13 protein-coding genes are annotated in these 23562 nt (G+C 69.6%); 5 read left to right on the forward strand and 8 right to left on the reverse strand.

All coding sequences use genetic code 11. From position 1 onward, the window contains the following. Window positions 1–6 precede the first annotated feature (6 nt). Window positions 7–8649 carry a GH36-type glycosyl hydrolase domain-containing protein gene (locus ABIE04_RS09085; protein WP_354548905.1) on the reverse strand — a complete coding sequence of 2881 codons (8643 nt, stop codon included), beginning with the start codon at window positions 8647–8649 and terminating at the stop codon, window positions 7–9. A gap of 178 nt (window positions 8650–8827) precedes the next feature. On the opposite strand from ABIE04_RS09085, the gene ABIE04_RS09090 reads away from it, so the two are divergent. Continuing rightward, window positions 8828–9292: a GNAT family N-acetyltransferase gene (locus tag ABIE04_RS09090; protein ID WP_354548908.1), complete on the forward strand. Its 465-nt coding sequence runs from the start codon at window positions 8828–8830 to the stop codon at window positions 9290–9292. A 10-nt stretch (window positions 9293–9302) separates the two neighbouring features. Here ABIE04_RS09090 and ABIE04_RS09095 read toward each other — a convergent pair whose 3' ends face one another. Together ABIE04_RS09095 and ABIE04_RS09100 are read right to left on the reverse strand one after the other, a co-directional pair. Further along, entirely contained in the window at window positions 9303–11777 is a 2475-nt protein-coding gene (locus ABIE04_RS09095) for a sensor domain-containing protein (RefSeq protein ID WP_354548910.1), read from the reverse strand. A 99-nt stretch (window positions 11778–11876) separates the two neighbouring features. Next, window positions 11877–13019, reverse strand: a complete 1143-nt coding sequence (locus ABIE04_RS09100) for a hypothetical protein (RefSeq protein ID WP_354549842.1) — start codon at window positions 13017–13019, stop codon at window positions 11877–11879. Between the two features lie 114 nt (window positions 13020–13133). Between ABIE04_RS09100 and ABIE04_RS09105 the strand changes: the two genes are divergently transcribed. Continuing rightward, window positions 13134–14417, forward strand: a complete 1284-nt coding sequence (locus ABIE04_RS09105) for an acetyl-CoA C-acetyltransferase (RefSeq protein WP_354548912.1) — start codon at window positions 13134–13136, stop codon at window positions 14415–14417. 52 nt (window positions 14418–14469) lie between these two features. Then, window positions 14470–15021 (forward strand): energy transducer TonB family protein, encoded by a 552-nt coding sequence (locus tag ABIE04_RS09110; protein WP_354548914.1) that lies wholly within the window; start codon window positions 14470–14472, stop codon window positions 15019–15021. Between the two features lie 825 nt (window positions 15022–15846). Here the strand turns inward: ABIE04_RS09110 and ABIE04_RS09115 are convergent. The 4 genes from ABIE04_RS09115 to ABIE04_RS09130 form a co-directional block, all read right to left on the reverse strand. Beyond that, window positions 15847–17721, reverse strand: coding sequence for a phospholipase D-like domain-containing protein (locus ABIE04_RS09115; RefSeq protein ID WP_354548916.1), 1875 nt, complete (start codon window positions 17719–17721; stop codon window positions 15847–15849). A 111-nt stretch (window positions 17722–17832) separates the two neighbouring features. After that, entirely contained in the window at window positions 17833–18306 is a 474-nt protein-coding gene (locus ABIE04_RS09120) for a SixA phosphatase family protein (RefSeq protein WP_354548918.1), read from the reverse strand. A 59-nt stretch (window positions 18307–18365) separates the two neighbouring features. Then, window positions 18366–18998, reverse strand: coding sequence for a ParA family protein (locus ABIE04_RS09125; protein WP_354548921.1), 633 nt, complete (start codon window positions 18996–18998; stop codon window positions 18366–18368). Window positions 18999–19114: 116 nt separating this feature from the next. Then, entirely contained in the window at window positions 19115–20143 is a 1029-nt protein-coding gene (locus ABIE04_RS09130) for a hypothetical protein (RefSeq protein WP_354548925.1), read from the reverse strand. A gap of 159 nt (window positions 20144–20302) precedes the next feature. On the opposite strand from ABIE04_RS09130, the gene ABIE04_RS09135 reads away from it, so the two are divergent. After that, window positions 20303–20497 (forward strand): antitermination protein NusB, encoded by a 195-nt coding sequence (locus tag ABIE04_RS09135; RefSeq protein WP_354548929.1) that lies wholly within the window; start codon window positions 20303–20305, stop codon window positions 20495–20497. Between the two features lie 6 nt (window positions 20498–20503). Here the strand turns inward: ABIE04_RS09135 and speE are convergent, their stop codons facing one another. After that, window positions 20504–21373, reverse strand: a complete 870-nt coding sequence (gene speE, locus ABIE04_RS09140; protein WP_354548934.1) for a polyamine aminopropyltransferase — start codon at window positions 21371–21373, stop codon at window positions 20504–20506. Window positions 21374–21657: 284 nt separating this feature from the next. On the opposite strand from speE, the gene speA reads away from it, so the two are divergent. Further along, entirely contained in the window at window positions 21658–23547 is a 1890-nt protein-coding gene (speA, locus tag ABIE04_RS09145) for a biosynthetic arginine decarboxylase (protein WP_354548939.1), read from the forward strand. The last annotated feature ends 15 nt before the right edge of the window (window positions 23548–23562 follow it).

Below are 23562 nucleotides of genomic sequence, written 5' to 3' on the forward strand. Positions count from 1 at the left end.
CCGACTTCATGGGCGGCGCGGCCAGTTCAACTCCACGCTGTGCTCCGCCCCGTCGTCGGTGAGCGGGATGCAGCCATCGGTCTGCGCCACGCCGTCCAGCCACACGGTGCTCATCGTGCCGGCATCGCTCTGGCGCAGGTGGATCCGGTACGAGGTGTCGTGGTGGCGGTAGTCGATGGAGAAGCCTTCCCATTCGGGCGGCAGCACCGGCGCGAAGCGCAGCTTGCCGGCTTCCAGGCGCAGGCCGAGCAGGGACTCCACGATCAGCCGGTACATCCAGCCGGCGGAGCCGGTGTACCAGCTCCAGCCGCCCCGCCCGGTGTGCGGCTGGACGGCGTAGACGTCGGCGCTGACCACGTAGGGCTCGACCTTGTAGACGTCCATCTGCGCGGCGTCGATGCCGTGGCTGACCGGGCTGATCATGCGCAGCAGTTCCCACGCGCGCGCGCTGTCGCCGAGTTCGGCGAACGCCATCGTGGCCCAGATCGCCGCGTGCGTGTACTGGCCGCCGTTCTCGCGCACGCCGGGCACGTAGCCCTTGATGTAGCCGGGGTCGAGCGCCGACTTGTCGAACGGCGGGTCGAGCAATTGCACCAGGCCGGCTTCGCGGCGCACCAGGTGGGCATCCAGCGAATCCATCGCCTGCTGCTGGCGTTCCGGCGCGCCGATGCCGGACAGCACCGACCAGCTCTGTGCGATCGAGTCGATCCGGCATTCGTCGTTGCCGCTGGAGCCCAGCGGCGTGCCGTCGTCGAAGTACGCGCGGCGATACCAGGCGCCATCCCAGCCATGCTGTTCCAGCGCGATGCGCAACTGGGCGACTTCGCTCTCGCAGCGCAGCGCGAAGGCCTCGTCCTGCTGCAGGCGGGCCACCTCGGCGAAGCGGGCCAGGACCTCGCAGCTGAAGAAGCCCAGCCACACGCTTTCGCCGCGGCCTTGTTCGCCGACCCGGTTCATGCCGTCGTTCCAGTCGCCACCGCCGATCAGCGGCAGGCCGTGCGCGCCGCGCTGGGCAATGCTGCGTTCGATCGCGCGCACGCAGTGCTGGTACAGCGTCTCGCGCAGGCCCGCGGACTGCGGCAGGTCGTAGTACGACTCCTCGCCGGGGTGCAGCGTGCGGCCCTCGATGTAGCTGGCGCACTCGTCCAGCACGCCGCGGTCGGCGCTGGCCAGCACGTAGCGGCTGGTGGCCAGCGGCAGCCACAGGTAGTCGTCGGAGCAGGTGGTGCGCACGCCACGGTCCAGCGGCGGATGCCACCAGTGCTGCACGTCGCCCTCGGCGAACTGGTGCGCGGCGCACAGCAGCAGCTGCGCACGCGACAGCGCGGGCGCGGCGTGCAGCAGCGCCATCGAATCCTGCAGCTGGTCGCGGAAGCCGAACGCGCCGCCGGACTGGTAGTAGCCGCTGCGCGCCCACAGGCGGCAGGCGATGGTCTGGTACAGCAGCCAGCCGTTGGCGAGCACGTCGAGCGCCGGCTCCGGCGTGTGCACCTGCACCGCGCCCAGCGTGCGCGCCCAGTGCGCGCGGACTTTTTCCAGTGCGTCGGCGGCGCTGCCGTTGCCGCGGAAGCGCTGCACCAGCGCGCTGGCGTCGGCGGCGTCGCGGCCCAGGCCGAGGCGGAAGATCAGCTGGCGCTGCTCGCCGTCGTCCAGGTTCACGCGGGACTGCAACGCCGCGCAGGGGTCCAGTCCCGCACCGAGCCGGCCGGAGAGATGCGTGCGGCCGAGTCCGGCCGGTGCGCGCATGCTGCCGTTGCGGCCCAGGAATTCGCTGCGGTCGCCATCGATGCCGCGGGCGGGGTCGTCGATGTCGAAGAACGCCACCCGGTTCGGGAACTCGCTGTTGTAGGCGTTGCGCGCGAACAGCGCGCCGCTGGCCGGGTCCGACTCGGTGACCACGTGCATCGCGGTCTTCGCGCGCAGGTCGCCGAGCAGCCACTCGACGTAGCCGGTGACGCTGAGCCGGCGCGCCTGGCCGGACTCGTTGCGCAGTTTCAGCACCGAGAATTTCACCGAGGCATCGAGCGCCACGTAGACCCACAGTTCGGAGCGGATGCCGTCCTCGTGGTGCTCGAACACGCTGTAGCCGAAACCGTGGCGGGTGACGTAGCTGCCGCTGCCGCGGCACGGCAACGGGGTCGGCGACCATACCTGGCCGGTCTCCTCGTCGCGCAGGTACAGCGCCTCGCCGCCGCCGTCGCCGACCGGGTCGTTGTGCCACGGGCTGAGCCGGAACTCGTGCGCGTTCTCGCCCCAGGTGTAGGCGCTGCCGCTGTCGGAGATCACGGTGCCGAAGTACGGGTTGGCCAGCACGTTCGACCATGGCGCCGGCGTGCTGTCGCCGGCGGCCTGGGTGATCACGTACTCGCGGCCGTCGGTGCTGAAGCCGCCGTGCGGGTTGGCCAGCTGCAGCGTCGCCGGGGCGCTGGCGCTGGCAGCCAGCATGGCGCTGCCGATGCGCCGGGGCCGGCTCGGCTCGAAGCGCGGTGCATGGGCTTCCACCTGGCGCCGGCCGATCTGCTCGGCCAGGCTGCCGCGGCCATCGTTGAGGATGATCCGTGCGCTGGCCAGCATCACCACGCGGTCCTCGCCGGACAGCTGCTGCGCGGGGCGCACGAAGATCCCGCCGGGGCGCTCGAGCAGGCTGGCTTCGCTGCCGGAGGCGATCAGGCCCATGATCTGGTCCTGCAGTTCCTGCCGGTAGCCGGCGCGGTCCTCGTTCCAGATCACCAGGTCCACCGCCAGACCCTTCAACCGCCAGTACGCATGCGCCTGCACCAGCTGGCGCACCATCTCGATCCGTGACGGGCTGGCGATCTGCAGCAGCACGATCGGCAGGTCGCCGGAGACCGCCTGCCCCCACAGCCCGGACTGGCCGCGGCGGTTGCCGCGCAGCACGGCCGGCTCGGCGCGCAGGCTGGCGTTCGGGTAGAGGATGCCGGTGGCCATGTGCTCGTACAGCTGTGCGTCGGCGAGGCTGGCGTTGAGCTGGCGCAGCAGCACCTGGCTGTGCGTCCAGGCCAGGTCGAACACGCGGTCGGCGAGATGGCGGTCGCGGTACTTGCCGATCAGCTGCAGGCAGCCGTCGCGCTGCTCGGCGTAGCCGGTGACGAAGTCGATGGTGGCCGATTGCTCCGGCTCCAGCGTGATGCGGCAGCGGATCGCCACGATCGGATCGAGCACCGAGCCTTCGCTGTTGGACAGCTGCGCCTGTTCGCGGTCCAGCACCTGCGGTTCGGCCGTGCTGCGGCCGCGGCCGATGAAACGGGCGCGGTCGGTCTCGTAGGAGATCGCGTCGATGTCGGCGTCGTGCACCGCCAGCAGGTGGAACATCCACGGCACGTGCTCGTCGGCCGCGCGCGGACGGCGCGTGCACACGATCGCCTGCAGCTCCGGCACCAGCCCGGTCTGCACGAACAGCTTGCTGAAGGCCGGGTGCAGCGCGTCGGCGACCGGCGGTGCCAGCACCACCTCGGCGTAGCTGGTCAGCTCGATCGTGCGCCGCGTGCGGCTGCGGTTGGTGATGCGCGTGCGGCGCAGTTCGATGTCGTCTTCCGGCGACACCACGATCTCGGTGTGCGCGTCGAACTCGTGTTCGCGCACGCGGAACTCGGCGCGCGCGTCCGAGAAGATCGCCTCGAACTGCTCGGTCTTCCTTCGCGTGGGCTGGTACGCGGTGGACCAGTAGTCGCCGCTGGCGACGTCGCGCAGGTAGCAGAACATGCCCCAGTGGTCGCGCGTGATGTCCTCGTGCCAGCGCGTCAACGCCAGCTCGCCGCGCCGGCTGTAGCCGCCGCCGGCGCTGCTCAGCATCACGTGGTAGCGGCCGTTCGACAGCAGCTGCACGGCCGGGCGCGGGCGGTCGGGATCGGCGAACACGCGCAGTCGCGCTTCGGCCGGTTGCAGGCTGCCGTCCAGCTCGGGGAAGCCAGACGCGTGCAGGTACTCGGCCGCGGTCTTCGGCACGCGCTCCTGCAGCAGCAGGCTGGTGGCCTGGAACTGCGGGTCGGATTCGAAGCGCCGCTGCATCGGCCGGCCCAGCAGCGCATAGCCCAGCGCCAGCAGGCTCATGCCCTGGTGATGCGCCATGAACTGCCGCACCAGCGCCGAGTCCTGGCCCAGCGGCAGTCGCGCCGGGGTGTAGTCGATCGCCTCGTACAAGCCGAAGCGGCCGCGCGCGCCGGCCTCGGCCAGCCGCTGCAGGTTTTTCGTCGCGGCGGCCGGCGCCACCATCAGCGCCAGCGCGCAGGCGTACGGCGCGATCACCACGTCGTCGCCCAGCCCGCGCTTGAGGCCCAGCCCGGGCACGCCGAACGCGCGGTACTGGTAGGTGAAGTGCGCGTCCAGCGTGTTGTAGCCGGATTCGGAAACGCCCCACGGCACGTTCAACTGGTTGCCGTATTCGATCTGCCGCGCGACCGCGGCGCGGCAGGTCTGGTCGAGCAGGGTGCCTTCGTAGCTGGGCATCACCAGCATCGGCATCAGGTACTCGAACATCGAGCCGGTCCACGACAGCAGCACCGGCTCGCCGCCGACGGTGGTGAGCAGGCGCCCCAGCGAGAACCAGTTCTCCTGCGGCAGCTGGCCCTGGGCGATGCCGACGAAGCTGGCCAGGCGCGCCTCCGAGGCCAGCAGGTCGTAGTAGCCGGCGTCGAGCCGGCGCTGGTCTACGTTGTAGCCGATCGCCAGCAGGTCGCGCGCGCTGTCGTAGAGGAAGCGGTAGTCCATCAGCGCCAGTTCGCCGGCCTGCTGCGCCAGCTGCTCGAGCGCGGCGATGCGTGTGGACGCGCGCTCGCGCACCGCGTCGGCGCCTGCCTCGGCCGGCCAGCACAGCGGCTCGATGCGCGCCAACTGGCGCAGGCTGGGAATGCCGACGAAACCGGCGTTGTCGTCGTCCGGCGGATCGAGTTCGAACGCGAGCGCTTCGTCGACGAACTCGCTGACCTGGCCGAGCAGCGCATCCAGCCAGAACGCCGCGTCGCTGACGGGTTCGGCGACGAGGTCCCGGGTCAGCAGGTGAACGTGATCGAGCTGTCGCTGCAGCAGCGCCAGCGCGGCGCTGCAGCGGTCCGGCGGCGTGGCCAGCGCGTCCAGCAGCGCCAGCCGCAGCGGTTCCAGCGCGCGGGCGGCGTCGGTGTCGAGCGCGTCGTGCAGCAGTTCCAGCGTGTCGAGCAGGCCGCGCAGCACGCGCGGCTGGAACACCGGCTCGTCGGGCAGCGCCAGCAGGCCCGGGCGCAGGGTGAGCAGGTGGCCGGCCAGGTTGCCGCTGTCCACCGCCGAGACGTACAGCGGCGTCAACGGCTGCAGGCTCTGCGTGTCGTACCAATTGTAGAAATGGCTGCGATGGCGCGGCAGCCGCTGCATGGTGGCCAGGGTCAGGCGCGTGCGTTCGAGCAGGCGGCCGCCGCTCAGGAAACCGAAGTCGTGCGCGGCCAGGTTCGCCAGCAGCGCCATGCCGATGTTGGTGGGCGAGGTGCGGTGGGCGATCGCCGGCCCGGGCTGCTCCTGCAGGTTGTCCGGCGGCAGCCAGTGGTCGGCGGCGCCGACGTGGGCGTCGAAGAAGGCCCAGGTCTGCCGCGCCAGCGTGCGCAGGAAGCGCTGCTGCGCCGCATTCGGCGCGAACGCGTCCAGCGGGCGCGGCTGGCTGATCCACCACGCGACCGCGGGCGAAGCGAGCCACAGCAGCAGCAGCGGCATCGCCAGCCACAGCGCCTGCGGACGCTGCAACACCAGCGCCACGCCCAGCAGCACGGCCAGCAGCGGACCGATCCACATCTGCCGCCACAACGCGGCCGGCGCGTTGTCGCTGCGCCGCTCGACCTCGCTGGAGGTCTGCCACTGCAGCAGGTGGCGCTGGCTGATCGCCATGCGCCACAGCGTGCGCACGATCGCATCGATGTGGTACAGCGCCTCGTGTGGCAGCCATGCCAGCCCCAGCGCCATCCGCGCGAGGTGCTGCATGCCGGCCCGCAAGCCGGCGCGCAAGTGCTGGTCGAGCTGCACCTCGCGCGGCTTCTGCACCAGGTCGAGCAGGGCCGACAGCAGCGGCGGCACCAGCACCATCGACAGCACGGCCACGGTCCACGAGAGCACCGGCGCAATCAGCAGCCAGCCGGTGACCAGCAGCGCCAGTACCGCCACCGGCACCAGGCTGCGGCGCAGGTTGTCGAGGATCTTCCAGCGCGACAACGCGGTCAGCGCGTTGCGCCGCCAGCCGGCGTGCGCGGTCGGCGCCCACGGCAGCAGCCACGGCAGCAGCTGCCAGTCGCCGCGGATCCAGCGGTGCCGGCGCTTCACGTCGGCGCCGTAGCGGGCCGGGTAGGTCTCGAACAGCTGCACGTCGCTGAGCAGGCCCGAGCGTGCGTGGCAGCCTTCGACCAGGTCGTGGCTGAGGATGCGATTTTCCGGGAAGCGCCCGTCCAGCGTGCGCTCGAACGGGTCGATCGCGTAGATGCCCTTGCCGATGAACGAGCCTTCGCCGAACACGTCCTGGTAGACGTCCGAAACCATCTGCGTGTACGGGTCGATGCCGGCGTCGCTGCCGTACAGCTGCGCGTAGCGCGAACGCGCGGTGCTGGGCAGGCTGATGCCGACGCGCGGCTGCAGGATCGCGTAGCCGCTGACCACGCGGCGCCGCTCGGGGTCGTACACGGCGCGGTTGAGCGGGTGGTCGATGGTGCCGACGAAGGCCTGCGCCGCGTCGCGCGGCAGCTCGGTGTCGGTGTCCAGGGTGATCACGTACTGCACCGGGTCCAGCGCCGCGATGTCGCCCACGATCAGCATGAAGCGGCCGTGCGCGTTGCCGCGCAGCAGCGCATTGAGGTCGGCCAGCTTGCCGCGCTTGCGCTCGTGGCCCATCCAGCAGTGCTCGCCCACGTTCCAGCGACGCGGGCGATGGAACAGGAAGAAGCGGTCGGCCCGGCCGTCGGCATAGCGCTCGTTGAGTGCCTCGATGCGCCGTTGCGCCCGTCGCAGCAACGCCTCGTCGTCGGGCAAGGTCTCGCGGTCCGCGTCGACGAAGTCGGTGAGCAGGGCGAAGTGCAGGTGGTCGTCGCGGTTGCCGAGGAAGCGCACCTCCAGCGACTCGACCAGCTCGTCGACGTCCTGCGCGCTGGCGAACAGGCTGGGAATCGCCACCAGGGTGCGCGCGCTGGCCGGGATGCCGTGCGAGTAATCCATGCGCGGCAGCTGCCGCGGCGCGATCGACAGGGTGGCGATCCAGTTGAGCAGGCTCAGCCCCAGCTGGCTGGCCACGATGACGGCGGGAATCGCCAGCGCGAGCAGTGTCCACGGCGACAGCCCCTCGTGCGCGGCGGCGGCGACCAGCGGTTGCGCGAACGCGAACGTGAGCAAGGCCAGCAGGCCCAGGTAGATCGGCAGCGGCGCGCGGTCGAAGCCGCGGCGCAGCGTCTCGCGCAGCGGCGGCCGGATGCCCAGCTGCTGTTCCAGCCGGCGCCGGCCGCGGTCGATCAGGTAGTAGCCGACGTGCTGCGGCGGTGGCGCGGTGCTGTCGGTGGGCGCCTCGGCCTGGCTCAGCGCAATCGCCGCCTCGGCCACCTGCAGTTCGCTCAGCCGGTGCCGGCGCGCCATCGATTCCACCGCGTGGCGATAGCGGTCGCGGGTGGCGAAATCCATCGCCGCGTAGACGCCCGCCGGGTCCTCGCGCAGGCAGCGCTCGACCAGGCTGCAGTGCTCGACGAAGTCGCGCCAGTCGATCGCCGACAGCGTGCGCAGGCTGCCGATGCTGTTGCCGATCGTGACCTGGTTGGCGGCCTGCTGCTGCGCTTCGAGCTGCACCAGGTGCTCGATGCTCTGCCCCGACGCGGCCAGGCGTTGCTCGATCCAGCTCAGCGGCAACGCCAGCGCCGGGCTCTGGCCCTGCAGCCGGCGCGCCATCTCGGCCACAAACGGGCCGTTCATCGGCGGGTCCGAGCGCGCCATGTCGGCGACCACCAGCACCACCGAGTTCGGGTCGCGCTCGGCGGTGGCGGTCATCGCATCGGCCCAGCGCGCGGCCTTGCCGCGATCGCGCCAGTCCGCCATCACCCGTGCAGCGACCCGGCGCAGGTTCTCGATCAGGGCCAGCCGCAGCATGATCGGGATCGCCCACAGTTCGCCCAGCCGCAACGGAGTCACTTCCTGGTAGGCGCCGATGAAGCGCAGCAGGTTGTGCGTGTCGACCCGGCCGTCGCCGTGCGAAATGATTTCCAGCGCGATGTCGTAGACCCGCGGCAGGCCGGCCGACGGGCCGCTGGCCAGGCGCGGCAATTCGCGGCTGTAGCCCTTCGGCAGATGGCGGCGGGCGATCCGGATCTGTTCCTCGACCAGGTAGAAATTGTCCAGCAGCCATTCGCCGGCCGGGGTGATGCGACGGCGCTTGCGGGTGGCGCTGGTCAGCCGTTCGCAGGTGTGGGTCAGCACCGCCTCGTTGTCGTCCAGCCGCGCCAGCAGCGAATCCATGCTGACCTGCGGGCTGAGCCGGTGCTGCGCGGCCAGGGCGCGACCGTGCCGTTCCATCTGTTCGGTGCTGAACAGCTCCGCGCGCAGTGCCGGCTCCTGCTCCGGCCGCGTGCGCGCGGCGGCGCGACGGCGGCGGAAGGCGCGCAGGCGGCGCAGTTTGAGCAGGTCGAGGAGGTTGCCGATGTTCAAAGCAGGTTTTCCTTGGGCTCGTGCCGGAGCGGAACACGACGCGCTCCGTGCGGGCGGCACGCCGGCAGGAGCCCGCCTCGATGGGCTGCAACCGCCGGCTTCGCTTCCACGTTACGCGTCGGCGTGTGAAGGCCGCGCACGCTACGATGTACGTCCATCCCCTCACCGGAGCCATGCCGTGTCGCTGCAGATCCGCGCCGCCGCCCTCACCGACCTGCCCGAACTGGCCGCCTGGAATGCGGCGATGGCCTGGGAAACCGAGCACAAGCGGCTCGATCCCGCGACGCTGGAACGCGGCATCCGCGGCGTGTTCGAGCGGCCGCAGCGCGGCTTCTACCTGGTGGCCGAGCGCGACGGCGCGGCCGTGGGCAGCCTGCTGGTGACCTACGAATGGAGCGACTGGCGCGACGGCGATTTCTGGTGGATCCAGAGCGTCTACGTGGTGCCCGCCGCGCGCCGTGGCGGCGCGTTCCGGGCGTTGTACGCCGACGTCGCGCAACGCGCCGCAGCCGCCGGCGCGGTCGGCCTGCGCCTGTACGTGGAAACCGAGAACCAGCGCGCGCAGGCCACTTACGAAGGGCTCGGCATGCAGCGCTGCCATTACTTCATGTACGAGGCGCTGCTGCCGGGCCCTGCTTCGTAGGGCGGGCTTTTCAGGCGGACTCGAACAGCAGCTTCTGGAATTCCGCCGCCGGCACCGCTGCGCCGTACAGGAAACCCTGCAGCTGCGAGCAGCCGGCGTGACGCAGGAAGGCGCCCTGCTCCTGCGTCTCCACGCCCTCGGCGATCACGTCCTTGTTGAGGCTGCGCGCCATCGCGATGATCGCGCTGGTGATGGTGGCGGTGTCGCGGTCGGTGGTGATGTCGCGTACGAACACGCGGTCGATCTTCAGCGCGTCGATCGGGAAATGCTTCAGGTAGGACAGGCTGCAGTAGCCGGTGCCGAAGTCGTCCAGCGACAGCCGCACGCCGCGCCGCTTGATCCGCTGCAGCAGGCCGGTAGTGGCGTCGCCGCCGGACATCACCATGCGCTCGGTCAGTTCCAGTTCGAGCAGGCCGGCCTCGAGGCCGCTTTCGTCCAGCACCTCGTCGAGCCAGTTGTAGAACTCGGCATGCTGGAACTGCAGCGGCGACACGTTCACCGACACCGGAATCGGATACCCGGCGCTCAGCCACCGCTGTGCCTGGCGACAGGCCTGGCGAAGCGCCCAGGCGCCGATCGGCAGGATCAGCCCGGTATCCTCGGCGACCGGGATGAACTGGTCCGGCGTGTACTGCTCGCGCCCGTTCGCGTGCCAGCGCAACAGCGCCTCGGCGCCGACGATGCGGCCGTTCTGCGCGTCCACCTTGGGCTGGTAGTGCAAGTCCAGTTCGTGCCGCGGCAGCGCCTGGCGCAGCGCCGTCTCGATCCGCCGGCGCGCCCGCGCGCGCTCGTTCATCGACGCGGTGAAGAAGCGGTAGCCGTGCAGGCCCTGCGCCTTCACCGCGACCAGCGCGGTCTCCGCGTGCTGCAGCAGGTCTTCCGGCTCGACCGCATCGTCCGGGTACACGCTGATGCCGATGCTGAGGCGCAGCGACAGTTCGGACAGACCATCGACGCGGGTCTGCTCGCCGTGGTTGATCAGGATCTGGCACAGGCTGGCCGCCTCGCCCACGCTTTCCAGGTGCGGCAGCATCACCACGAATTCGTCGCCACCGTAGCGGCTCAGCAGTTCGTCGCCGGGCAGGCAGCCGTGCAACTGGGCGGTCAACGCGCGCAGCACCCGGTCGCCGGCCGCGTGGCCGTGCAGTTCGTTGACCTGCTTGAAGTTGTCGATGTCGATGTAGAGCAGCGCGGCGCGCTGCTGGCGCCGGTTCGCGGTGGCGATCGCCTGGCCGATGTGGTCGTGCAGCTGGCTGCGGTTGGGCAGGCCGGTGAGCGTGTCGTGCTGGGTCAGGTGGATCATCTTCAGCGCCAGCGCGCGGGTCTCGCTGACGTCGTGGAACACCAGCACGCCGCCGATCACGTTGCCGGCGTGGTCGTGGATCGGCGCGGAGGAATCCTCCACCGGCGTGTCGAAGCCGTGGCGGTGGCGCAGCAGGGTCCGGCCGGCCAGGTCGACAATGGTGTTGTGCTCGATCGCCGCGCGCAGCGGATTCGCCACGGCGTGGCCGTGCTGGGCATCGAACAGCTGGAAGATCTCCTCGATCGGCCGGCCCTGCGCCTCGATCCCGTTCCAGCCGGTCATCGCCTCGGCGATCGGGTTGAGCGAAGTGATGCACAGCTGCGGATCGGTGGTGATCACCGCGTCGCCGATCGAGCGCAGGGTCACCTCGGCCAGCTCGCGCTCGCGGTGCAGCGCGTCCTCGAACGCCTTGCGCTGGCTGATGTTCTGCACCTGCGAGACGAAGTACAGCGGCGCGCCCTGCTCGTCGCGCACCAGCGACACGCTGAGCAGGATGTGCACGACGCGGCCGTCCTTGTGGAAGTTGCGCTTCTCCAGCTGGTACGACTCGCGCTGGCCGGCCAGCAGCTGCGCCATCAGTTCCGCGTCGGCCGCCATGTCGTCCGGATGGGTGAGGCTGGCGATGTCCAGCTGCAGCAGTTCTTCCTCGCGGTAGCCGAGCATCTGGCAGACCGCGGCGTTGACGCGCAGGAAACGGCCGTCCGGACGGGTCAGCGCCATGCCGATCGCGGCGTGCTGGAACGCGGCGAAGAAGCGCTGCTCGCTCTCGTGCAGCTGCAGTTCCAGGGTGCGCCGCTCGGTGATGTCGATCAGCGCGGTGAAGATGCCGCAGACCCGGCCGTCGGCGTCGAAGTCGGGCTGGAAGTTGCCGTGCGCGTAGCGCCGCTCGCCGCCGTTGTACAGCTCGCCCTCGTAGCTGGCCATGTGGCCGGCGTAGGCGCGCTCCAGCGCTGCGCCCGCCAGCTGGTGGTTGCGCCGGCCGACCACGTCGATCAGGCGCCGGCCGAACAGTTGCTGCGGGTCGATGCCGAGCCAGCGGCGATGGGTGTCGTTGGCGTAGCGGAAGCGCTGCTCGAGGTCGAGATAGGCGAGCAGCGCCGGCGTGCCGCGCGCCACCCGGGCCGGCCAGTCGGTTTCATCCGGAAGCGATGGCAATACCTCGGCAGGCTTGAGCGGCCGCATGGTCATTCCGTCAGCATGGCGCCCCCTGTCGGCGCCGCCCCATCATGCGCCGAGTTGCTGCCGTTGCCCATATGTCCCGAATGACGCCCTTGGGGGGTGTCAGTGCAGGGCGGTGGGCGGCGCGCCGAGCCGGCCGTCGCCATCCAGCACGACGCGGCCCAGCGCGTGCAGTTCGCCGGCGCTGCCGTAACGGTCCGCCAGCAGCGCCAGCAATGGCCCCAGCGCCTGCGGCTGCAGCGGATAAGCGTGCGCCAGCGCGCGCGCATGGCCGCCGTCACCGCGCTGCGCCACGGTGATCGCGATCACGCCGAGGCCGGGCGCCTCGTGCGCGAACAGCGTCGGCGCGTCGTAGCCGGGATCGGCCGCGGCCAAGGTCTCCAGCAGGTAGCCGTGGGTGGCTTCGGTTTGTTGCGCGGCGTCCAGCTGCAACTGCAGCGGCAACTGATGGGCATCGAGCAGCGCGGCGTACTGGCGCAGTTCGAACACGATGCCGGCGAACCCGTGCGCGCGCTCCATGGCGTCGCCGGTTTGCGCGGCCAGCCATTGCGCAGGCGACTGCACCAGCACCTTGCCGTCGGCGTAGCGCAGAACCAGTCCGCGCGCGCTCATCGTCGCTTCCTCGCGATACGGGGTCAGCAGCGCCGTCTCCAGCAGCGCCCACAGCGGCGCCAGGTTGACGTGCTCGTACTGCACGCAGGTCAGCGCCAGCAAGTCGTTGCGGCTGAGGTAGCGCACGTGCTCCAGTCGGATGCCGAGCCTGCGCATCAGCCAGTCGGCGGTCAGCGTGCCTGCCTCGCCGCGGCCGACCAGTTGGATCTCCAGTTGCCCGGACAGCTCCTCGGCCAATGCCGCCGGCGCCAGCAGGCTCATCGGCAACAGCCGCATCGGGCCTTCGGCGTACACCGGCGACGGTTCCAGCGGTTGCGCCGGCATGTGTCCTTCATGGCTGCCGAAGGCCACCACGTTCTCCAGATGGCCGCGCGGCACGCGCCGCGCCAGCTCGTCCAGCGTGGCCCATACCGGGAAGCCCGGCCGCAGCAACTCGACCTGGTCGAACAGCGCGCCGGCCAGCGCCAGCCGGGCGGCGTCCACCTGCGGCACCAGCGCGTGCAGGTCGGCGGCAACCAGGGAGGCCAGCTCCGCGGCCTCGTCGCGGGAGAGCGTCAGCGGCGCCGGCGGCTCGCCCGCGACCGGTTCCAGCGCCAGCACGACAGGCAGGGCGAGCAGCGTTTGCGCTTCCACGAGGCGGTGATCCATGGGCAAAGGGAACCAATTCTACCATTCAGCGTTTTGGGCTTTCGCCGCGCGGCATGGCGGGTTAGCCTTGACAAACTTGAGTGGTGGACTGTTCTGAGCATGGAAAACACGCAAAGGCGCGTCGGCATCATCGGCGGCGTACGCATTCCGTTCTGCCGCAACAACACGGCGTATGCCGACGTCGGCAACTTCGGCATGTCGGTGAAAGTGCTCGGCGCGCTGGTCGAGCGCTTCGGGTTGCACGGGGTGGAACTGGGTGAAGTGGCGATGGGTGCGGTGATCAAGCATTCGTCCGACTGGAACCTGGCGCGCGAGGCTCTGCTCAGTTCCGGACTGGCGCCGACCACGCCGGGCATCACCACCGCGCGCGCCTGCGGCACGTCGCTGGACAACGCGATCATCATCGCCAACAAGATCGCCGCCGGACAGATCGAAGCCGGCATCGCCGGCGGTTCGGACACCACGTCCGACGTGCCGATCGTCTACGGCACCCGCCTGCGCAAACGCCTGCTGGCGATGAACCGCGCCAAGACGCCGCTGGACAAGCTGCGCACGGCGTTGCGCGGATTCTCGCTCAGCGAGCTGAAGCCGTCGTTTCCCGGCGTAGCGGAGCCGCGCACCGGCAAGTCGATGGGCGACCACTGCGAGCAGATGGCGAAGGAGTGGCATGTCACCCGCGAGGCGCAGGACCAGCTGGCGCTGGACAGTCATCACAAGCTGGCCGCCGCCTACGACGCCGGTTTCTTCGAGGGCCTGCTGGTCCCGTTCCGCGGCCTGAAGCGTGACGGTTTCCTGCGCCCGGACTCGACCATGGACAAGCTGGCTTCGCTGAAGCCGGCGTTCGACAAGACGTCCGGCCACGGCACGCTTACCGCCGGCAACTCCACCGGCCTGTCCGACGGCGCCGCCGCGGTGCTGCTGGGCAGCGACGCGTGGGCCGCGCAGCGCGGCCTGAAAGTGCAGGCGTACCTGCGTGATGCCGAAGTCGCCGCGGTGGATTTCGTGCACGGCGAGGGCCTGCTGATGGCGCCGACCATCGCGGTGCCGCGCATGCTGGCGCGCAACGGACTGACCCTGCAGGACTTCGACTACTACGAGATCCACGAGGCGTTCGCGGCGCAGGTGCTGTGCACGCTGCGCGCGTGGGAGTCGGCCGACTACTGCAAGAACCGGCTCGGCCTGGACGCGCCGTTCGGCTCGATCGACCCGGCCAGGCTCAACGTGCATGGCTCCAGCCTTGCCGTCGGCCATCCGTTTGCCGCCACCGGCGCGCGCATCATCGCCACGCTGGCGAAGATGCTGGAGCAGAAGGGTTCCGGCCGCGGCCTGATCTCGATCTGCACCGCCGGCGGGATGGGCGTCACCGCGATCCTCGAACGGTGACGGGTCGGCGGCTTCAGCCGCGATTCGCCCTGGAGGGTGCATAAAGGCCGCCATGTTTCGCCTGCGCACCACCAGCACCCTCAGCTTGCTCGCACTGGCCGTCGGCATTGCCGGCACCGGCTGGCTCAGCACGCTGACCACCGACTGGCCCGGCCCGCCGCCGCGCTATGCCGCCGCGCGGACGGCATCCGCGCCGCATGCCCTGCCCTCGCCGCGGCGCTCGCATGCTCCTGCCCGCGTGGTGCGGACGGCGCGCGTCCCGGCGGATCTCTCCGCCATCGACGCTGGCGATGCGCAGGCCAGCATGCCGCCACCGCCGGAACTGGTGCCGCTGGCGATGCCCAGCGATACCTCGCAACCGTGGTACAAGCTGCGCGGCCATCTGGACGGCCGCGTGCTGCTGCGCGTCGACATCGATGGCGCCGGCCAAGTGCGCAGCGCCAGCGTCAGTCAGTCCAGCGGCGACCCGGTGCTCGACGAGCATGCCCTGCGCAGCGTGCGCGGCTGGCGCTTCGCGGTACCGCCGGATCACTCCGACGGCCTCAGCGGCGAACTGCCGATGCGCTTCTCCTCGCAGGGCGACCGCATCGCGCAGTTGCCGTAGGGCCTTTGTCCGGCCGCGTTGACGCTGGTGGTTCGAGAGCAAGAGCTTTCGTCCTCCTTGGGGAGGGCGAGTTACTTTCTCTCGCTTGCCCGAGAGAAAGTAACCAAAGAGAGGGGCACCCCGCTTGACGCTTGCCGGGCTCCTGCCCGGCAAGTCCGTGAGCCGGGGCCGGGCTTTTCGACAGGGCATCCTGCCCTGGCGAAAAGGCATCGACATCCCTGTCGATGCCCGCTGCGCGGCCTGTCGGCCCCGACTCACCGCCGCGCAAGGGACCCTGGGTAGAGCAGCGGGCCATCGTGGCCCGCACTCGGTGATGATGCGTAGAAGCGAAGCAGAGCAGCAGTCGGAGCAAGGCGCCGCTCTGCTGTTGTTCTGCTTTTGATCTGGCTCTTCTGAACAGTGCGGGCCACGATGGCCTGCTGCTCTACCCGGGGCCCCTCTGAAGCGGCGGACGGGTGGAGGAAAAGCCCGAAGGGTGGTTCGCATGGATGCGAACCAGTTTGGCGTCAGGGCAGGATGCCCTGTCGACAAACCCCGTAACCCGACCGCGGACCTTGCGGGCAGGGATGCCCGCAAGGCGCGCAAGCGGGGTGGCCTTCTCTTTTGGTTACTTTTCTCTTGGCCACGCAAGAGAAAAGTGACTCGGTCGCCGAAGGCGATCGACCGCTTTGCACTTGAGCTTTTGCTTCGAGACACACTGGGGCAAACGAGAGAAAGTGACTCGGTCTTCGAAGAGGGACGAAAGCTCTTCGCCCTTGCTTCAAACAAGGCGGCAGGTGACGAAAGTGGTTTCCGCAGAACAGAACGCGCGGCGGCCAGCGACGCTCACAGCACGCCCTTGGCGCCCACCCCGAACGCGGTGACCAGTCGCGTGATGATCAGCTTCGGCGACAGCGCCACGTCCGGGAAATCGCCGACCGGCTGGTAGCAGGCGTAGAAGTTCGGGTCGGTGGCGCGCAGTGGCTGGCAGCCGGGCTTGAGGTCGAAGCTGGTGGCGTAGCGGAACGGCCACAGGTCGAACAGCGGCAGTTGCTCGGAGACCGTGCCGATCGCCTGGTTGATGTCGGTCAGCACCGGCACCTTCGATTGCCGTGGCGCGATCACCCATGCGTTCTCCGGCTGGGTGCTGCGCAGGATGCTCTGGCGCAGCTGGTCGGCGAAGGCGTGGTCGTAGACGATCACGCCGGCTTCGGTGTTGTAGCGGTCCGAGCGCGGGTCGAAGTTGTGCGAGCCGACCATCGCGAAGGCGTCGTCGACCACGATCGACTTCGAGTGCAGGCCGAAGCGGCGCCCTTCGCTGTGCAGCGGCACCGGCCGGTTGTTGCTGCCGCGGCTGCCGAGCAGGTGGAAGCGCGCCTCGGCGGCGCGGGCCGGGCTGGCGGTTTCCCGCGGCAGGCCTGGCGCATCCATGCCCAGGTTGGCCAGTTCGTTGTCCACCGCCGCGCTTGGTGCATGCGGCTTCATCTCGTGGATCTCGAAGCCGAATTTCTTCAGGTAGCGCTTGCGGTGCTTGTACGACATCGCGTACACGGCAAACGCATCGGTCGAGGCCAGCGAGTTGGTGGAGACGATCACCCGTGGCGGATCGGTGCGCCGGTGCAGCACGCGGAAGATGTGCTGGGCGTGTTTGCTCATCACCAGGTACGGCGTCTGCAGCAGCACCTCGCGTTTCGTCGCGCTGATCATGCGCATGATGTGGCGGGTGAAATCCATCGCGCTGCGCTTGTGCGTCGCATCGGTCTTGGCCGGCAGGTCGCTGAAATAGTCGACCTTGCCTACCCGCAGCGAAGCGTCGACCAGCCAGGCCTGCAGCCAGGCCGGATCCTCGGCGGCCTGCTGCACGCGGGCCACCCGCGACGGCCGCAGGTAGTGCGGGGCCGGCCAGACCGGCGGCGCGCGGTCGGACAGGATGCGTCGGTTGACGTCGCGCAGGTGGGTCAGCGGCACCGAGCGCTTGTGGTTCCAGAACAGCTCGAAGCTGGCCGCCATCTGCCGCCCGGCGGGGCCGCCGACCATCACGTCGCGGTCGACGTAGTCGAACGTGTCGTCCCAGTTGTAGTAGCGGTCCTGGTAATTGCGCCCGCCGGTGATGCCGATGCGGTCGTCCACCAGCAGCAGCTTGTTGTGCATGCGCTGGTTGAACTGCATGAAGCAGCACAGCACGCCGGCGGCGAATTCCAGCGGTTGCGTGTGGGCCTTCTGGAAGGTCGGGTTGTACAGCCGCACCTGCAGGTTCGGGCTGACCCGCGCCAGCCGGTCGAGCAGGTCCAGGTCGTCGAAGGAAAACAGCTGGTCGGCCAGGATGCGTACGTGCACGCCGCGCCGCGCCGCCTGCACCAGTTCGTCCAGCATCAGCTGGCCGGCGTCGTCCTGGTCCCAGATGAAGGTCTGCACGTCGATCGACTGTCGCGCCGCGCGCACCAGGTTGATCCGCGCGGCCATGGCCGGCTCGGAGTCGTCGAGCAGGGTGACCACGTGCACCGGCCGCTCCGGCGTGGAGGCGGCCAGTGCCGCCGTGGCTGCGGCCAGCAGCGGCGACGGCAGTGCGCAGTGGTCGGCTTGCGCGCAGCTGACACTGCGATCGGTGGTGGCGGCGACCACCGCATCGGCGCGGCGGATCTGCGCACGCGACACCGTGCAGCCTTGCAGCAACAGGAGCGCGAGCAGGAGCGGGAGCAGGAATCGACGCAGGACAGGCATGGGCGAATGATACGGTCTGCGCGTGCTGTAGCCGTGAGGTACCGGCGGCGGGCATCGCATCGCCGCACCGGATGGCCGGCGCGACTTGCGCAGCTCAGGCCGGCGCGTGCGTCAGGGCGACCAGAACGCGTCCAGGCGGGCGTTGCCCGGCTCCAGTGCGCCGTCCAGGTGCAACACCGCCAGCGCGCCGGGCGGCATGCCGCGGAATTCGTCGGAACGGCCTTCGACCAGCAGGGCGACCAGCCGCTCCATGCCGGGATTGTGGCCGACCAGCATGACCGTGTCGGCGTCGGCATGCTGGTCGAGCAGGGCCAGCAGCTCGCCGGGCGAGGCGTCGTAGATCTCGTTGGCTTGCTGCGGTACCGGTGCGTTGTCGATCGCGGCCAGCGCCAGCCGGGTGGTCTCGTCGGTGCGCCGGGTCGGCGAGCACAGCACCCGGTCGGGGCGCAGGCCGTGTGCGGCCAGCCACAGCCCGGCGGCCTGGGCTTCCTGCTCGCCGCGCGCACTGAGCGGGCGCTGCAGGTCGTCGCCGGAGGTTTCTATCGGCACGGCTTCGGCGTGTCGCAACAGGATCAGTTCGTGCATGGAGGACTCCGGGGGTGTGGTTGCGCGAGGCGCGCGATGAACATCGGGAGGGGCGCGCTTCAGTGCTGGCGTTTGATCCAGCGCAACAGGGCCTTCCAGTCCTGCTGGTGGCTGCGGACCTGTTCGGATTGATAGTCGAAGATGCCCTTGCCGAGGCCGCTCAGCAGCACGTAGGCCTGGCTGTCGCGCAACTGCGCGGCGATCGGGAACGGCGATTGCTCGGCGAGCTGGGTGACCGCGTCCTGGCTGGCGTGGGTCCACGGCTTGAGCCGGTTGGCGACCAGCGCCACCGGCAGCTTGCCGCGGCGGATGCGGTTGATCGATTGCAGTTCGCCGAGGAAGCGCAGCGTGGCGTCGAGATCGAATGAGGACGGCAGCACCGGCACCAGCAGCACGTCGGCCACGTCGATGAAGGGCTCCAGCTCGCGCTCGCCGGAACCGGCAGGGGTGTCGATCAGCAGTTGCTGGGTGTCCGGCGGCACGCGCTGCAGGCTGCGGCGGCCGCTGTCGAGCGCCAGCACGCCGGGGACATTGTCCGGTCTGAGCTCGGCCCAGCGGAAGCTGGAGTGTTGCCGGTCGGCGTCGATGATCGCGGTGTGCTGCCCCGCCTGTGCCCAGTGCGACGCCAGTTGCGTCACCAGCGTGCTCTTGCCGCAACCACCCTTGCTGCTTGCCACCAGCGTCGTAAGCATCGGATCACCCCTGCCACGGAAGGTGGACCAAGCCTACCGGGGGGAGCGGGAAAGGGAAACAGGGAGCGGGAAACGCGCAGTGCGCGAACGCTTGTTCCCTCGTTGCCCTGCTTGATTCACTGCGCCTTGCGCGGCTGCCAGTCGGCGGGGGCTTCGGCCGGAATGCTGTTGTCGCGCAGGGCGGCCAGTTGCAGGCTCATCTCGGTGCCGCCGTTGCGGGCCAGCGCCAGCAGGCGCTGGGCCAGCGCTGCGTCGTCCTGCGCCCGGGCCAGCAGTTGGGCGAAGCTCTGTACCTGCCAGACCAGGTTGCGGCGGGCGTCCTTGGCTTCCTGCTGTTGCGCCGGATCATCGGCCAGCACTTCGCGCAGGTGCAGGCCGAGCGAACGCGCCAGCGGGCTGGAACCCCACTCGAGAGTCTTGCCCAGGGCCAGGCAATCGGCCTTGATCGAGGCATCCTCGCCGGCGTTCTCGCACAGCTTGGCGACCAGTTGCAGGCTTGGCTGCGGTTGGGTGGTGGCCAGGCCGAAGACCAGCACGGTCTGCATGCCCACCGCGCCACCCGGGTGGGCCGGGTCCAGCGTGTCGGGCGGCGGCGGCAGCACGCCGACCGAGTTGGCCAGCGCCTGCAGGCTGGTGCCGGTGTAGTCGTCGTAGAGTTTCGCCGCGGCAGCCTTGGCCAGGTCGTCGCGGGCGGCGTCCTGTTTCATGCCGCGGGCATCGGCGCCGAGCTTGAGCAGCCATACTGCGGCGTTGTCCGGCGCCTGGCCGAGCAGATGTTCCAGCGCCACGGCATTCGGACAGGCGTCGGCGTTGCTGTCGCAATCGGCCAGTTGCACCCAGTACACCGCCGCACCGGCGCCTTCGGCCTGGGTGGCGCGTTCGATCAGGCGATGGAAACTGTTGCTCGGGGTCTGGTTGAACAGTGGCCGCGCCAGCAGGGCCGCGCCGAGCAATCGCAACGGATCGCCGCCCGGCGCCAGCACGCTGACCAGATCCCGCTGGAACGCGAGCTGGGCCTTGTCGCGGGCCTGGGCTGCCTTGTCCGGCGTGCCTTGGCTCTTGCCGGTGGCGGTCTTGGCAAATGCCGGCGCGACGGCCAGCGACAAGGTGCACGTCAGGACGAGGCAACGCAATCCACGCATCATGGGCTCGGGTCCGCAGTCAAAGCGCGCAGCATACCTCCCGCGGATTAAGCGCGGCTGATCCATCGGCCGGCGAAGACGGATCGGGGCGGCAAGGCTTGCTAGGATGGGTGTTCCCCGGCGCAGGGCCGCGCCCCCATGTCATCGTTCGGGAGACGCGTAGTGGATCATCTGTCGACATTCGCCGATGGCGCACCCTGGTTTGTCGGCTGGGGCACGCTGGCCTTGATCAATGCCGCCCTGGCGCAGGGCAAGAACCGCAGCGGCCTGCTGTGGTTCCTGCTGTCGCTGCTGTTCGGCCCGCTCGCCACGCTGTTGCTGGTGCTGTTGCCGAAGGTGCGCAACACGCTGTTCTGAGGATGGTTACTCGCCCAGCGCCTCGCGCATGAATTCCGGCTGCGCCAGCGCGCCCTTGTGGATGTCGGCGTTGTAGTAGCGGGTCGGGAAGTTCTTGCTCAGCGCGCCGCGCTCGCGGAAGCCGGACAGGTCGCCGCCCTTGCGCGCCATCGTGCAGCTCCACCAGCCGGTCGGGTAGCACGGCTGCGGGAACGGCAGCGTCTTCACCGCGCTGAAACCGGTGGTGCGCATGGCCGAGCGCATCGACTTGATCAGTTCGATATGCGCCAGCGGCGATTCGCTCTGCTGCACCAGCAGGCCGCCGTGACGCAGCGCCTTGTAGCAGCTGGCGTAGAACGCGGCGTTGAACAGGCCTTCGGCCGGGCCGACCGGGTCGGTCGAGTCGACGATGATCAGGTCCAGCGAGTCGGGCTCGGCCTCGGCCATGTACTTGATGCCGTCGATGAACAGCAGTTCGGCGCGCGGGTCGCCGTTGGACTCGCACAGTTCGGGGAAATACTCCTCGGCCAGCCGGGTCACGCGCTCGTCGATCTCCACCTGCACCGCGTGCTCGACTTCCTCGTGCTTGAGCACCTCACGCAGCGTGCCGCAATCGCCGCCGCCGATGATCACCACGCGCTTGGCGCGCGCATGGGTGAACAGTGCCGGGTGGGTCATCATCTCGTGGTAGAAGAAGTTGTCGCGCGTGGTCAGCATCACGCAGCCGTCGATCACCATCAGGTTGCCCCAGTCGGTGGTCTTGTGGATCTCGATGGTCTGGAACGGGGTCTTCTCCGCGTGCAGCAGTTGCTCGGTACGGAAACCGATGGAGGAGCCGGAGGCCTGGTGGGCCTCGGTGAACCAGCTGGCTTCATTCGGAGTGGACTGCTGCGACATGGCGGGTGTTCCTGACGAACCGGGTGGAAGGACAAAGACTGCCAATTGTAGCGATAACCGGGGTGAACGTCCCGAGAGCGGGTCGGCGGCCCATGCGCATATCGTCACAGGTGCCCATTACAATGGCGGCTGGCCAGGCCGGCGCAGCGCGCCGGCGGCCGACCAGTCCGATCGGCCCCGCGGCGTGCGAGGCTTCCGGTCGCTCGGGCTCGTGCTCTTGTGGAGCAAAGCGTCAAGGCTCGCCGCTGCGACGACATCATTCGTTTGCACGAGGAGCAACGCTGATGGCGAACCATTGGAATACCGACACCGCGCGTCACACCTACGCGGTGCCGCACTGGGGCGACGGCTATGTCGACGTGAGCGCGGCCGGCGAGATCGTGATGCGTCCGCGCGGCGCGTACGGCCCGGCGCTGTCGCTGCCGAAAATTGTCGAACGCGCCCGCGCCGAAGGCCTGCGGCTGCCGCTGCTGGTGCGCTTCCCCGACATCCTGGCCGACCGCCTGGCGCGATTGCAGGGCGCGTTCGCCCAGGCGATCGCCGAGCACGGCTACGCCGGCGGTTATACCGCGATCTATCCGATCAAGGTGAACCAGCAGCGCGGCGTGGCCGGCGAGCTGGTCGCCGCCGGTACGCACGGCTTCGGCCTCGAGGCCGGCTCCAAGCCGGAGCTGATGGCGGTGTTGGCCATGGCGCGGCCCGGCTCCATCGTGATCTGCAACGGCTACAAGGACCGCGAATACATCCGCCTCGCGCTGATCGGGCGCAAGCTCGGCCTGCGCGTGCACATCGTGATCGAGAAGCTGTCCGAACTGGACCACGTGTTCAGCGAGGCGCAGGCGCTGGGCGTGGAACCGCTGCTCGGCGTGCGCGTGCGGCTCGCCTCGATCGGCGCCGGCAAGTGGCAGAACACCGGCGGCGACAAGGGCAAGTTCGGCCTGTCGCCGCAGCAGGTGCTGACCCTGATCGAACGGCTGGACGTGGCGGGGCTCAAGCACACGCTGAAGCTGCAGCACTTCCACATGGGCTCGCAGATCTCCAACGTGCGCGACATCGCCAACGGCATGCGCGAGGCCACGCGTTACTTCGTCGAGCTGAAGCGGATGGGCGTGCCGCTGGAGATCGTCGATGTCGGCGGCGGCCTTGGCGTGGACTACGAGGGTTCGCGCTCGCGCAGCCACAACTCGATCAACTACTCGATCGAGCAGTACGCCTCGACCATCGTGCAGTCGCTGGCCGAGGCGGTGGCCGCCGAAGGCCTGGATGCGCCGCACATCCTCACCGAGGCCGGCCGCGCGATGACCGCGCATCACGCGGTGATGGTGGTCAACGTGACCGAGGTCGAGGAAGTGCCCGCCGGTGCGATCCCGCCGCCGTGCGCGGACGAACCGGCGGTGCTGCGCCGCCTGCGCGAGACCTGGGAGGAACTGGATCGGCGTCCCGCGCTGGAACTGTTCCACGAGGCCCAGCATCACCTCAGCGAAGGCCAGACGCTGTACGCGCTGGGCCAGCTCGCGCTGGCCGACCGCGCGCGGCTGGACGAGATGTACTACGCGATCGCCGGCGCGGTGCGGCTGCGCCTGCTGCCGGCCGAGCGCTCGCACCGGCAGGCGCTGGACGAGCTGGACGAGAAGCTGGTCGACAAGTACTTCGTCAACTTCTCGGTGTTCGAGTCGATCCCGGACGTGTGGGCGATCGGGCAGATCTTCCCGATCGCGCCGATCGCCCGGCTCGACGAGCAGCCGACCCGGCGCGGCGTGATCGTCGACCTCACCTGCGATTCGGACGGCCGCATCGACCACTACGTCGATGCCGAGGGCGTCGACGTGAGCCTGCCCCTGCACGCGCTGCGGAACGGCGAAAGCTACCGGCTCGGCATCTTCATGGTCGGCGCTTACCAGGAAACGCTGGGCGACATCCACAACCTGTTCGGCGACACCGACGCGGTCAACGTGCGCGTGGACGGCGACGGCTACACCTTCGCCCATGTACGCCGCGGCGACACCACCGACCTGATGCTCGACTACGTCGGCTACGACCTGGAAGCGCTGCGGCAGAGTTATCGCGAGCGCATCGCCGGCGCGGGCGTGACCGGTGCGGAAGCCGGGCAGTTGTACGACACGCTCAACGGCGGGCTCACCGCGTACACCTATCTCGCCGAAGAGTCGCATTGATGGAAAGCCCCTCTC

The sequence above is a fragment of the Rhodanobacter soli genome, assembly GCF_040548735.1.
GTDB classification, from domain to species: domain Bacteria; phylum Pseudomonadota; class Gammaproteobacteria; order Xanthomonadales; family Rhodanobacteraceae; genus Rhodanobacter; species Rhodanobacter soli_A.